The sequence below is a fragment of the Streptomyces flavotricini genome (genome assembly GCF_020639365.1).
Taxonomy (GTDB): domain Bacteria; phylum Actinomycetota; class Actinomycetes; order Streptomycetales; family Streptomycetaceae; genus Streptomyces; species Streptomyces flavotricini.
This window is the reverse complement of record NZ_JAINUL010000001.1, coordinates 2,730,468-2,743,927: the sequence shown is the minus strand read 5'-3', so window position 1 is coordinate 2,743,927 and position 13,460 is coordinate 2,730,468. Positions and strand designations below refer to the sequence as shown.

Genomic DNA, 13,460 nt, shown 5'->3' with positions numbered 1-13,460 from the left:
GCGCCCGAGCGGGTGGTGGTGCGGCTCCGGGGCACTCCCGGGGCCGCTCCACCGAGCCGCAAGCGACTTGCATTTCTTGCGCTAGTCTTGCGCGCATGACGCGACGACTTGCTCAAGTGGCGAAGAAGGTGGGAGTCAGCGAGGCAACGGTCAGCCGGGTGCTCAACGGCAAGCCGGGCGTCTCGGAGGCCACCCGCCAGTCCGTGCTCACCGCCCTCGACGTCCTCGGGTACGAGCGGCCCACGCAGCTGCGCGGCGAGCGCGCCCGCCTGGTCGGCCTGGTCCTGCCGGAGCTGCAGAATCCGATCTTCCCCGCCTTCGCCGAGGTCATCGGCGGCGCGCTGGCCCAGCAGGGGCTGACCCCAGTGCTGTGCACGCAGACCACCGGCGGGGTCTCCGAGGCCGACTACGTCGAGCTCCTCCTCCAGCAGCAGGTGTCCGGCGTCGTCTTCGCGGGCGGTCTCTTCGCCCAGGCCGACGCCCCGCACGGGCACTACCGGCTGCTGTCCGACCGCAAGGTCCCGGTGGTGCTCATCAACGCCTCCACAGAGGACCTCGGCTTCCCCTGCGTGGCCTGCGACGACGCCGTCGCCGTCGAGCAGGCCTGGCGCCACCTGGCCTCCCTGGGACACGAGCGCATCGGCCTGGTACTGGGCCCGCCCGACCACATCCCGTCCCTGCGCAAGCTGACGGCCGCCCAGGCGGTCGCGGCCGCGGCCGGCACCGAGCTGCCCGCCGCCCACGTGGAGCGCGCGCTGTTCTCGCTGGAGGGGGGCCGCGCGGCCGCCTCCCGACTGCTCGACCGCGGGGTCACCGGCATCATCTGCGCCAGCGACCCGCTCGCGCTGGGCGCCGTACGGGCGGCCCGCCGCCGGGGGCTCGGCGTGCCCCGGGAGGTCTCCGTGGTCGGCTACGACGACTCGGCGTTCATGAACTGCACCGAGCCCCCGCTGACCACCGTCCGCCAGCCCATCGAGGCCATGGGCCGGGCCGCCGTCGAGCTGCTCACCGCACAGATCCAGGGCACCGCCGTACAGCCCGGCGAACTCCTCTTCGAGCCTGAGCTGGTGGTCCGCGGCTCCACGGCGCAGGCCCCGCGCAGGTAGTCCCGTACCGGCCGCGCCCGCACGGCGAAGGGCTCCGGAACGTCCTCTGGGCGTTCCGGAGCCCTTCTTGCGTCTCGCACCCGGCATCACAATGTCAATATCTTACGAAGTCCGCGCGAGATATTGCGCACATCTGTGGGTGGTGGTTGAGTGTGCCGCGCTCGCCCCCACGCCTGCTGCCCGATGCTCGAAGGGGACCGCCGATGAGAACCAGCCCCCGCCGCGGCACCGCGACCGCCCTTGTCTGCGCCCTCGCCGTCACGGCCCTCGCGGCCTGCGGTACGAGCAGCAGGTCCTCGACGACGACGGCGCCGAGGACATCTCCGCCTACGTCACCCCGCGCTCGACGACATCGACAAGAACGTGCTGGGCGTCCTCACGCGCGACGGCAAGCTCTACGCCCTCCCCACCAGCAACTGCACGATGGGCCTGCTGGTCAACCGCAAGCTCTTCCGGCAGGCGGGCCTCAACCCCGACACCCCGCCGCGGACCTGGGACGGGGTCCGGGCGGCGGCCAGGAAGATCGCGGCCTTCGGCAACGGCACCGCCGGCTACGGCGAGTACAGCGTCGACAACACCGGAGGCCGGCACTACACGGCCGCCATGTACGGCCTCGGCGGCGACATCGTCGGCGCCGACGGCAAGGCCGCCTTCAACAGTCCCTCCGGCAAGCAGATCGTCGACAACCTCCGCGCCATGCGCTGGGAGGACGACAGCATGGGCAAGACCCAGCTGCTCAAGTGGGGCGACCTGCAGAAGCAGATGGCCTCGGGCAAGCTCGGCATGTTCCTCGCCGCGCCCGACGACATCACGTACATGGTCCAGCAGCTCGGCGCGGAGTACGAGAACTTCGGCATCGGCCCGCTCCCCGGCGGCGCGGCCACCCGGGCCGGCGGCAACGGCTACATGATCAAGAAGGGCGCCTCGCCCGACAAGATCAAGGCCGCCGTCGCCTGGCTCAACTTCAAGAGAAAGCGGTCAACCAGCTGCTGGCGAACCAGTAGGGCGAGCGGCGATGTCGGCTCCCGCCACCACCCTGCCCGCCGGCCGCGCCGCACGCGCGGCCTCGAAGGAGGAGTTCCGCCGGGCGTTCAAGCGGAACCTCACGGCCCACGGATTCCTGATCGGCGCCGTCCTCTGCTTCTCCTTCTTTTCCTGGTACCCGATGGTCCGGCGGGGACAACTTCCGCCACGTCTTCCAGGACCCCGGCTTCTGGCAGGCCTGGCGCAACACCCTGCTCTTCACCGGACTCGCCCTGGTCCTCGGCTTCGTCCTCCCCTTCGTGGTCGCGGTCGTCCTCAACGAGTTCCGGCACGCGCAGGGCTACCTGCGCCTGCTGGTCTACCTGCCCGCGATGATGCCGCCGGTGGCTTCTGTCCTGCTCTTCAAGGACTTCTACGACCCCGGATACGGCCTCTTCAACAGGGCCCTGGAATTCCTGCACCTGCCGGCGCAAGACTGGCTGCAATCCAGCGACACCGCCATGCTGTCCCTCGTCATCGCGTCGACCTGGATGAACATGGGCAGTGCGACCCTGATCTACCTCGCAGCCCTCCAGGGCATCCCCGGCGAGCTGTACGAGGCCGCCGAGCTCGACGGCGCCGGACTGCTGCGCAAGATCTGGCACGTCACCGTCCCGCAGACCAAGCTCATCCTCTCGCTCATGCTGCTGATGCAGATCATCGCGACGATGCAGGTGTTCACCGAACCGTTCCTGCTGACCGGCGGCGTCGGCCCCGAAGGTTCGACCACCACCGTCGTCGTCCTCATCTACCAGTACGCCTTCAGCTTCAACCAGTACGGCGGCGCCGCGGCCCTGGGCCTGTGCCTGCTCGTCCTGCTGGCCGGCTTCTCCGCCCTGCACGTCCGCCTCAGCCGCGACAACGAGAGCTGACAGGAGCCCCCGCGATGGCGGAGCGCACGCTGATATCCCCCGCCCAGCTGGGCCGCACCCGGGGCAAGATCCTCTACTGGACCGTCCTCGCCGTGGTCGTCATCGGCTTCACCGCCGTCTTCCTCGGCCCCCTCTACTGGATGGTGGCGGGCGGCCTCAAGAGCACCGAGGAGTTCGCCCGCGTCCCGCCCACCCTGGTGCCGCACTCCGTGCACACCGCCAACTACACGGCCGCCCGGAAGGTCATGGACCTCGCCAAGCTGCTGTTCAACACCCTGTACCACGCCTTCGGAGCCCTCGCCTTCCAGCTCGTCCTCGACGTCGGAGCCGCCTACTCCCTGTCCCGGCTGCGGCCGGTCTTCGGCAAGGCGGTCCTCGGCATGATGCTGGCGACCCTGATGATCCCGGCCACCGTCCTCGTCGTACCGCAGTACCTCACCGTGCTCGACATGCCGCTCATCCAGCGGAACCTGCTCGACTCGCCCTGGGGCATCTGGCTGCCGTCCGTCACGAACGCCTTCAGCATCTTCCTGCTGAAGCGGTTCTTCGACTCCATCCCGCAGGAGATCATCGACGCCGCCTCCATCGACGGTGCGAGCGCCCTGCGCACCCTGCGATCCGTGGTCCTGCCGATGTCCCGGCCCGTCCTCGGCGTCGTGTGCACGTCCGCAGCTTCGCCGACGGCGACGGGGGACGGCATGGGCGATCTCGCGGGCGTCCGGGCCGCGGCGCAGGGGGCGAACTGCCGCCGGGGGACTGGCCCTCCGAGTTCAACGGCGCGGCCACCTGGACGCGCGTGCCCGACGGGGAGTGGTACCTGCACCTGTTCACCCCGCAGCAGCCCGACCTCAACTGGGACCACCCCGCCGTGCGCCGGGAGCACGAGGACGTGCTGCGCTTCTGGTTCGAGCGAGGGGTGGCCGGCGTACGGATCGACTCCGCCGCCCTGCTCGCCAAAGACCCGGCCCTGCCCGACCTCGCCGGCCGTCCGCCCGAGCCCTGGCCGCCCGGCACCGGCGAGGTCCACCCGTACATCGACCGGGACGACCTGCACACCATCTACCGCTCGTGGCGCGCGATCGCCGACGCCTACGGAGCCGTCTTCGTCGGCGAGGTCTGGCTGCCCGACTCCGAGCGCTTCGCCCGCTACCTGCGGCGCGACGAGCTGCACACCGCCTTCAACTTCTCCTTCCTCAGCTGCCCGTGGGACGCGGGGCGACTGCGCACCTCCATCGAGGAGACCCTCGCCGAGCACGCCCCGGTCGGCGCTCCGGCCACCTGGGTGCTGTGCAACCACGACGTGACCCGTACCGTCACCCGCTACGGGCGCGCCGAAACCGCCTTCGACTTCGCCGCCAAGGCCTTCGGCACCCCCACCGACCTGGCTCTCGGTACCCGGCGGGCGCGGGCCGCGGCCCTGCTGACACTCGCCCTGCCCGGCGCCGTGTACGTCTACCAGGGCGAAGAACTGGGCCTGCCGGAAGCCGACATACCGATCAGCCGGATCCAGGACCCGATGCACTTCCGCTCCGGTGGCACCGACCCGGGGCGCGACGGCTGCCGGGTCCCGCTGCCGTGGACCGCCGAGCCGTGGCACGACCCCTGGCTGCCGCAGCCCGAGGGCTGGGGCGCGTACGCCGCGGACCGCCAGGGCGAGGACCCGGACTCGATGCTCACCCTCTACCGGACGGCCCTCGGACTGCGCCGCGCGGCAGGCGGCTTCGGCGGCGGCTCGCTCGCGTGGCTGCCCGCGCCGCCCGGAGTGCTGGCCTTCGCCCGCCCCGACGGGCTGGTCTGCGTGGTCAACCTGTCCGGCGCTCCGGTCGCGCTGCCGGCGCACACGAGCCTCCTGCTGAGCAGCTCCGCCCTCGGCGCGGCCGGGCTGCTCCCGCAGGACACGGCGGTCTGGCTGCGGACCTGACCCCGCAGCCGGACCGCCGGCACGAAGGAGCGCACGGGCCGGCGCGCGTCACGGCATCGGCTGCGGCGGGCGGGGCCCCTGGTACTGGCCGCTCGGGCGCATCCGCAGCGGCCGCTCCTGGTACTCCTCCAGCGCGTGCGCCATCCAGCCCGCGGTCCGGGCCACTGCGAACACCGTCTCCCCGGCCTCCGCGGACATCCCGCAGGACACCGTCAGCACCGCCAGCGCCAGGTCGACATTGGCGTGGAGCCCGCCGCGCCGGGCCGCCGCCGTCGCGACGACCTCCCGGGCGGCCGCCAGCGCGGGCCCCGCCTGCGGTACGCCCTCCAGCCGCGCGAACAGCGCCGTGGCCCGCGGGTCCTCGCCCTCGTACAGCCGGTGCCCCAGCCCCGGAACCCGCCGCCCCGCCCGCAGGTGGTCGGCGACCACCGGCGCGGCCCCGCCCCGCTCCAGTGCCTCCGCCAGCGTCCTGTGCGCGAGCCGTCCGGCCGCGCCGTGCAGCGGCCCTTCGAGCGCCCCGAGGCCGGCCGAGACGGCCGCGTACGGATGGGCCCGAGCCGACGCGGCCACCCGTACGGCCAGGGTCGAGGCGGCCAGATCGTGGTCGATGAGCAGGGCCAGGGCCAGGTCCAGCGTGGCCAGCGCGTCCGGATCCGGCTCACGCGGCGTCAGCCGCGTCCACAGCTGCCGGGCGAGCCGGCCGTCCCCGCGCCAGCCGGGCCGGCCCAGCTCGGGCAACGCGCCGACCAGGGTGGGGATCAGACAGCGCGCGGAGCCCAGTACGGCCTCGGCGGAGAGGTCGAAGCGCAGCGGATCGGCGACCGCGGCGGCCGCCGTCGCCACCCGCAGCCGGTCGATCGGACCGCTGTGCTCGGGCAGCGCGGCCACCGCGCGCCGGGCGGCGGCGAGCGTCCGCGGGGGCGTGGTGAAGCGCGCGCCGCGCGGCAGCGTCCCGGTCCAGAGCCACTCGGCGACCTCCTCGTAGGGGTACCGCGAGGCCAGCTCGACGGCGTCCACGCCCCGGAAGTAGTACCGGTCGCGCTCGATGAGCGTGAGCGAGGTGCGTACGGAGAGCTCCGCGCCCGGGGGCGCCGCCGCCTCGCGCCGGCTGCGCAGGGCCAGGGCCTCCACCTCGCGCGCGTCGAAGCTGCTGCCGCGGCCGACCGGATCGCGGCGGCTGGTGAGCTGGCCGCGGCTGACGTACGCGTACACGGTCGCGGGCTTCACCCCCAGCAGTTCCGCCGCCTGCCGGGTGCTGAGTCGGCGCTCGCCATCCGCCTGGTCGTTCATGACACCCACCCTACATATATTGATTCGATCAACATTGACAAGGATTCAATCCATGATGGATGGTCGATCCATGAACACCACCGTCGATGTGCCCCGCGGTCTCGCGGGAGTCGTGGTCACCGAGACCGAACTCGGTGACGTCCGAGGCCGCGAGGGCTTCTACCACTACCGCCAGTACTCGGCCGTCGAGCTCGCCGCGAGCCGCAGCTTCGAGGACGTGTGGCACCTGATGTTCCGCGGCACCCTCCCGGCCGACGCCGGCGAGCGGGCCGCGTTCGCCGCCGAGATCGCCCCGCTGCGCCGACTGCCCGACGCGGTGCGGGAGGCCCTGCCCGCCCTCGCCCGGGCCACCGCGCTCTCGGGCCCGCTCGCCGGGCTGCGGACCGCGCTCTCCCTGCTCGGCGCCTCCGCCGGGTTCCGCCCCGTGTACGACATCGACCCCGGGCGCCGGGCCGCCGACGCGCTGGCCGCCTGCGCCGCCGTGCCGACCCTGCTCACCGCCCTGCACCGGCTGGGGCAGGGCCTGGAGCCGGTCGAGCCGCGCGCGGACCTCCCGTACGCCGCCAACTACCTGTACATGCTCACCGGTCAGGAGCCCGACCCGGCCAAGGCGCGGGCCGTGGAGCGGTACCTGATCTCCACCATCGACCACGGCTTCAACGCCTCCACCTTCACCGCCCGAGTGATCGCCTCCACGGGAGCGGACGTCGCCGCCGCGCTCACCGGCGCGATCGGCGCGCTCTCCGGCCCGCTGCACGGCGGCGCGCCCAGCCGGGCCCTGGACACCCTGGACGCCATCGGCACCGCCGAGCGCATCGAGCCGTGGGTCCGCGAGCGGGTGCTCGCCGGGGACCGGATCATGGGCTTCGGGCACCCCGTGTACCGCACCGAGGACCCGCGTTCGCGCATGCTGCGCGACATCGCGCTGGGGTTCGGCGGTCCGCTCGTGGACTTCGCCGTGGAGGTGGAGCGGCACGTCGAGGAGATCCTCGCCGAGCTCAAGCCGGGGCGGGAGCTGCACACCAACGTGGAGTTCTACGCCGGCGTGGTCATGGAGCTGTGCGGGCTGCCGCGCGAGATGTTCACCCCGACCTTCTGCGCGGCCCGCGTGGTCGGGTGGAGCGCGAACATCCTCGAACAGGCCGCCGATTCGAAGATCATCCGTCCGGCCGCCCGGTACGTGGGCCCGAACCCGCCCGAGCCGGTTCCGGCGCTCGGCTGACTACGATCGGCGGTGTGAACAGCAGTCATCCCGCCCAGCGGCCCGCCGGGACGCCCGCCCAGCCGATTCCCGTCGTCGTCCTGTCCGGATTCCTCGGATCCGGCAAGACGACGCTTCTCAACCACCTCCTCGGCAACCGGGGAGGCACCCGGATCGGCGTCGTCGTCAACGACTTCGGCTCGATCGAGATCGACGCGATGGCCGTCGCGGGCCAGGTCGGCGACTCGATGGTCTCGCTCGGCGGCGGCTGCCTGTGCTGCGCGGTCGACGGCAGCGAGCTGGACGCGTACCTGGAGAAGCTCTCCGCACCCGTCCACCGGATCGACGTGATCGTCATCGAGGCGAGCGGGCTGGCCGAGCCCCAGGAGATGATCCGGATGCTGGTGGCCAGCGAGAATCCGGCGATCCGGTACGGCGGGCTGGTCCAGGTCGTGGATGCGGCGGAGTTCGACGCGACCCGGGCCAAGCACCCGGAGACCGACCGCCACCTGGCCGTCGCGGACCTGATCGTGCTGAACAAGACCGACCGGGCGGAACCGGCCGGCCTCGCCCGGATCGAGGCCGAGCTCGGCACGCTCTGCCCCGGCACGCCGGTGGTGGCCGCCGACCACGGCCGGATCGACCCGGAGCTGCTCTTCGACCGGCGCCCGTGGACCGAGACCCGGGGCCAGCTGTCCTTCGAGGACCTGATCTCACAGGCCAGGGACGGCGACGACGCCGATCACCAGGACCACACCGGGCACGCCCACACGGTGTACGAGAGCACGGAGTTCGTGTCCGAGCAGGCCCTGAACCCGCGCCGCTTCATCGACTTCCTCGACCGCCGCCCGGCCGGGCTGTACCGGATCAAGGGCTACGTCCACTTCGGCGTCCCCGGCCACGAGGAGCGCTACGAGGTCCACGCCGTCGGCCGCTTCCTCCGCTTCGTGCCGGGCCCCTGGGGCCGTGGCGAGCCGCGCCGGAGCCAACTGGTCCTGATCGGCGCCGGTACGGACGGCCCCGCCCTGCTCCGCGAGCTGGAGGCCTGCCGCGAACCGGCCCCGCAGGACGCACCCCCGGAGAGCATGTGGGGCGTCCTGCGCTACGTCGACCGCCCGCCGCAGCCGGAGGCCGGGCAGGAGCCCGAACCGGAGCCGGAGCCCTGCGAACCCGAACCGTACGGCGATCCCGGCTCCGACTGATCAGGCGACCTCGACGCCGTACTCGCCCAGCAGGTCCTCCAGACCGCCGCGGTAGCCCTTTCCGCCGATCACGAAGTCCCAGTCGCCGTTGGAGCGGCGCCGGAACGAGCCGAGGACCAGAGCGGTCTCCCCGGCCCGCCCGTCGGAGACGTCCAGCCGGCCGAGCTCCTCGCCGCCGGCGGACAGCAGGCGGATGTGGGCGTCCGTGAACCCGGCGAGGTCGGCGTTCGGATCGACCTCCGGGTCGATCGCGGCCACGAGGACCAGCCGGTCGGCGGGCCCGGGCAGGGCGTCGAAGGAGACCTCCAGCGCCGCCTTGTCGGGCGCCGCGTGCGCGCGGGCCCGGACGGAACCGTCCGGGGTCCGGGGGTTGTTGAAGAACACGAAGTGCTCCTCGCTCAGCACCCGGTTGCCCGTGCAGACGAGGGCGCACACATCCAGCGCCACGGCCCCCGTCCAGGACATGCCCAGCACGTTGTGGTCCGCCGAGGGGGCGGCGGGCCCGGGATCGGGCTCGGGCGCGCGCTGCGCCGGCCCGCCGCCGAGCCGACCGCGCAGCCCGTACTGGTGCAGGAGCTCGACGAGGTCCGTCCCGGGAACCAGCTCCAGCGGCTTGCCGTTGGCGAAGGCGTACGACCCCGGACCGAAGGACGCGGTGGTGACAAGGACCCCCTTGTTCGCCCCTTTGTCCTGGACCGTGCCGTACAGATCACGCACGGCCGTCGGCGGCACCGTGTTCCGGTAGCGCTTGACCTGCACGACGATCCGCCCGCCCCGGATCGGCGCCGGGTCCAGCGCCTCCACGTCCACCCCGCCGTCCCCCGACCGCTGCGTGGTCACCGCCTCCATGCCCATCGCCCGGAACAACTCGGCGACCAGGTTCTCGAAGGCGATCGGATCCATGAAGAAGAGGTCCGGCTCGTCCTCGTCCGCGTCTCCCGCCTGCCCTCCGTGGCTGACGACCCCTCCGCCGACCTCGTCCGGCCGCCGCCCCGGGCGCACCGCCGTCAGCTGATCGGGCCGCCCCGACAACTGGCCGCCCAACCCCGACACCAGACAGTCCACGGCGCTGACCTGCTCCAGGCGCAGCCCCTCGAAGGCGGACCGCGCCGCCGGCACCGTGGAGAGGACGAACCGCGCCTCCTGCCCGGTCGCCGGATCGTGGCAGTCCACGAACCCGTTGACCACGACCGAGTCCAGTACACCGAACTCGTCCGCCGCGAACAGCTCGCGCACCACCAGCAGCATGCACTGCGCCAGCAGGTCCCGGTACAGGGCCCGACGCTCCGTCACCCGGCGGGGCTTCACCCTGTCCTGGTCCGTACTCGGCAGGTACTGCACCGCACTGGCCTCCGGCACCACCGCGTACCCGGGGAGCTCCCAGTCCAGCACCAGCTGGCGCGCCGAGGGGTCGTACGCGGCCGCCACCTGCCTCGGCAGCGCCTCCGGCCAGGCCGTCGAGGCGTACAGGGCGGCCGAGAAGTACTCCACCGCCGCCTCCGCGTCACCCGTGCGCAGGGCGGCGGCCAGCTCGGTGAGCCCGCTGTTGTGGGCCCGTACCCCGGCGAGCTGCTCGGCGGCCCACCGGTCGTACTGCTGCCGGTACGCGGCCAGTTGCTGCTGCCGCTGCGCCTCCGCGGCGCTCGCGGCCTGCCAGGCCTCGGTGTACCGGGCGTGGGCCTCCCGCTCCGCCTGCGCCCGGTGGTTCGAGCCGAGCGTCCAGCCGCTGCTCTGCTGCTGGAACTGGTCGATCCGCGGCATCGGCACCGGATGCGCCAGGGCCCCGGGGTTGAAGGGCTCCAGCTGCTCGGGCCGGGCCAGGGCGGCTATCCGGAACGCCGGCGCCCGGCAGCCCGCGACCAGCAGCCCCTTGAGGGCGTCGACCTCGGCGTCGATCTGCGCGGTCCGCCGCAAGGCCTCGGCCTCACGGAACTGCCGGTGGCTGCGGTTCGCGTCCCGCTCGTGGGTCCGCTGCCGGTCCCGTTCGTACGCCAGCAGCCGGCGCTCCGCCTCCCGCTGCTGGATCACCTGTGTCTGCTGCTGCCGGCGCTGGGCCTCGGCCCAGTCCCCGATCAATCCGCCCGACCGACGACTCATCAGCTGTGTACTCCCCCCACCAACGCCCTGAGGGAAAACACTAGTCGGCATTCGGGTGGTACGTCCCCCCGGTCGCACCACCCGAACGCCGCAGTACGTCCTACAGCGCGCCCCCCGCCAGGGCGGCGACGACCGCGGGCAGCGCGGCCCCCGATCCGTCGCGGCGCGGGTCCACGGCCGGCAGTTCGGCCGGGCTGCCGTTCGCCGCGGCCGCGCGGACCGGAGCGTTGCCGGCCCAGGCCAGCACCAGCAGGTCCTCACCCTTAAGGAACCGCTGGCAGCGCACGCCGCCGGTGGCCCGGCCCTTGCGCGGGTACTGGTCGAACGGGGTGAGCTTTCCGGACAGCATCGAGTCGTCCAGCGTCCCGTGCGAGCCCGCCACCGTGAACACCACGGCCTCGCGGGCCGGGTCCACCGCCGAGAAGTGGATCACCTTGGCGTTCTCGGCGAGCTTGATGCCCGCCATGCCGCCCGCGGGGCGGCCCTGCGGGCGCACCTGGCCCGCCGGGTAGCGCAGCAGCTGGGCGTCGTCGGTGAGGAAGACCAGGTCCTCCTCGCCCGTGCGCAGTTCGACCGCGCCGACGATCCGGTCGCCCTCCTTGAGGGTGATGACCTCCAGCTCGTCCTTGTTCGCGGGGTAGTCCGGCACGACCCGCTTGACCACGCCCTGCTCGGTGCCCAGGGCCAGGCCCTGCGAGGACTCGTCCAGCGAGGTCAGGCAGACCACCTTCTCGTCCGCCTCCAGGCCGGAGAGGAACTCCGAGACCGGGGCGCCTCCCGCCAGGTTCGGCGCGGCGTGGGTGTCCGGCAGCTGCGGGAGGTCGATCACCGCGAGCCGCAGCAGCCGCCCGTACGAGGTCACGACTCCGACGTCGGCCCGGGCCGTCGCCGCCACCTGCGAGACGATCAGGTCGTGCTTCGCGCGGGAGCCGCCCTCCTCCTGCGGCAGCGGCTGGCCGTTGGCGGTGCGCGCCAGCAGGCCCGTCGAGGACAGCAGGACCCGGCACGGGTCGTCCGCGACCTCCAGCGGGACCGCGGCGACCGTCGTCCCCGCCGATTCGAGCAGGACCGTACGGCGCTCGGTGCCGAACTTCTTCGCGACCGCGGCCAGTTCCGTGGAGACCAGCTTGCGCAGCTCGGTGTCGGACTCCAGGATCCCGGTCAGCTCGTCGATCTCGCCCGTCAGCCGGTCGCGCTCGGACTCCAGCTCGATCCGGTCGAAGCGGGTGAGGCGGCGCAGCGGGGTGTCCAGGATGTACCGGGTCTGGATCTCGCTCAGCGAGAAGCGCTCGATCAGCCGCTCCATCGCCTGCGCCGAGTTGTCGCTGTCCCGGATGATCCTGATGACCTCGTCGATGTCGACCAGGGCCACCAGCAGGCCCTCGACCAGGTGCAGCCGGTCCCGGCGCTTGGTGCGGCGGAACTCGCTGCGCCGGCGCACGACCTCGAAGCGGTGGTCGAGGTAGACCTCCAGCAGCTCCTTGAGGCCCAGCGTCAGCGGCTGGCCGTCCACCAGGGCGACGTTGTTGATGCCGAAGGACTCCTCCATCGGCGTCAGCTTGTACAGCTGCTCCAGGACGGCCTCCGGGTGGAAGCCGTTCTTGATCTCGATGACCAGGCGCAGGCCGTGCGAGCGGTCGGTGAGGTCCTTGACGTCCGCGATGCCCTGGAGCTTCTTGGAGCCGACCAGGTCCTTGATCTTCGCGATGACCTTCTCGGGACCGACCGTGAAGGGCAGTTCCGTGACGACCAGGCCCTTGCGGCGGGCCGTCACGTTCTCCACGGCGACCGTCGCGCGGATCTTGAACGTGCCGCGGCCGTTCTCGTAGGCGTCCTTGATCCCCGCGAGGCCCACGATCCGGCCGCCCGTGGGCAGGTCCGGACCCGGCACGAAGCGCATGAGCGCCTCCAGGTCCGCCTGCGGGTAGCGGATCAGGTGGCGGGCGGCCGCGATGACCTCGCCCAGGTTGTGCGGGGGCATGTTGGTGGCCATGCCGACCGCGATCCCGGAGGCGCCGTTGACGAGCAGGTTGGGGTACGCCGCGGGCAGCGCGACCGGCTCCTGCTCCTGGCCGTCGTAGTTGGCGGTGAAGTCGACGGTGTCCTCGTCGATCGACTCCGTCATCAGTGACGTGGCGTCCGCCATCTTGCACTCGGTGTAACGCATCGCGGCCGGCGGGTCGTCGTTGCCGAGCGAGCCGAAGTTGCCGTGGCCGTCGACCAGCGGCAGCCGCATCGAGAAGGGCTGGGCCATGCGCACGAGGGCGTCGTAGATCGACGCGTCACCGTGCGGGTGCAGCTTGCCCATGACCTCGCCGACGACGCGGGCGCACTTCACGTAGCCCCGGTCGGGGCGCAGGCCCATCTCGTTCATCTGGTAGACGATGCGCCGGTGCACCGGCTTCATGCCGTCCCGGGCGTCGGGCAGGGCGCGGGAGTAGATCACCGAGTACGCGTACTCGAGGAAGGAGCCCTGCATTTCGTCGACGACGTCGATGTCGAGGATCTTCTCCTCGAAATCCTCCGGCGGCGGGGTCTTCGTGCTGCGGCGGGCCATCGCTGCGCGGCTCCTTAACCAAGAAAGAGAGTGTGCTGGGGTCTGGCGGGTGGTCTGATCGGCGTTGACGGGGGTGTCGCGGACCATTGTGGCCCGAGGCACCGACAACGCCGACTCCGACCCTGGGGTCCCCCCCCCGGACGGAGGGGTGGGCGAGTGTGAGTCGGGAACTTCTCCGGTGCCCGACGCGC

6 protein-coding genes and 4 pseudogenes are annotated in these 13,460 nt (G+C 72.4%); 7 read left to right on the top strand and 3 right to left on the bottom strand.

What is annotated here, in order from left to right; genetic code table 11:
- Positions 1-95: 95 nt before the first annotated feature.
- From K7B10_RS12155 to K7B10_RS12135, 5 genes and pseudogenes are all read left to right on the top strand, one after another.
- A complete protein-coding gene (locus K7B10_RS12155; RefSeq protein ID WP_229336115.1) occupies positions 96-1,106 on the top strand; it encodes a LacI family DNA-binding transcriptional regulator in 1,011 nt (336 codons plus the stop codon).
- 289 nt (positions 1,107-1,395) lie between these two features.
- Positions 1,396-2,075: pseudogene (locus K7B10_RS12150) on the top strand (extracellular solute-binding protein); the annotation flags it as partial.
- Between the two features lie 46 nt (positions 2,076-2,121).
- Positions 2,122-3,001: pseudogene (locus K7B10_RS12145) on the top strand (carbohydrate ABC transporter permease).
- 14 nt (positions 3,002-3,015) lie between these two features.
- Positions 3,016-3,660 (top strand): annotated as a pseudogene (locus tag K7B10_RS12140) (carbohydrate ABC transporter permease); the annotation flags it as partial.
- 56 nt (positions 3,661-3,716) lie between these two features.
- Positions 3,717-4,922 (top strand): annotated as a pseudogene (locus tag K7B10_RS12135) (alpha-amylase family glycosyl hydrolase); the annotation flags it as partial.
- 48 nt (positions 4,923-4,970) lie between these two features.
- On the opposite strand, the gene K7B10_RS12130 reads toward K7B10_RS12135, so the two are convergent.
- A complete protein-coding gene (locus K7B10_RS12130; protein WP_229336114.1) occupies positions 4,971-6,212 on the bottom strand; it encodes a citrate synthase in 1,242 nt (413 codons plus the stop codon).
- A gap of 55 nt (positions 6,213-6,267) precedes the next feature.
- On the opposite strand from K7B10_RS12130, the gene K7B10_RS12125 reads away from it, so the two are divergent.
- Together K7B10_RS12125 and K7B10_RS12120 are read left to right on the top strand one after the other, a co-directional pair.
- Positions 6,268-7,434, top strand: coding sequence for a citrate synthase/methylcitrate synthase (locus K7B10_RS12125; protein WP_229344958.1), 1,167 nt, complete (start codon positions 6,268-6,270; stop codon positions 7,432-7,434).
- Between the two features lie 14 nt (positions 7,435-7,448).
- Positions 7,449-8,615 carry a CobW family GTP-binding protein gene (locus K7B10_RS12120; protein WP_229336113.1) on the top strand — a complete coding sequence of 389 codons (1,167 nt, stop codon included), beginning with the start codon at positions 7,449-7,451 and terminating at the stop codon, positions 8,613-8,615.
- Here the strand turns inward: K7B10_RS12120 and K7B10_RS12115 are convergent, their stop codons facing one another.
- Both K7B10_RS12115 and K7B10_RS12110 read right to left on the bottom strand, forming a co-directional pair.
- Positions 8,616-10,712 (bottom strand): restriction endonuclease, encoded by a 2,097-nt coding sequence (locus K7B10_RS12115; protein ID WP_229336112.1) that lies wholly within the window; start codon positions 10,710-10,712, stop codon positions 8,616-8,618.
- 100 nt (positions 10,713-10,812) lie between these two features.
- Positions 10,813-13,269 (bottom strand): DNA gyrase/topoisomerase IV subunit A, encoded by a 2,457-nt coding sequence (locus K7B10_RS12110; RefSeq protein WP_229336111.1) that lies wholly within the window; start codon positions 13,267-13,269, stop codon positions 10,813-10,815.
- Positions 13,270-13,460 lie beyond the last annotated feature (191 nt).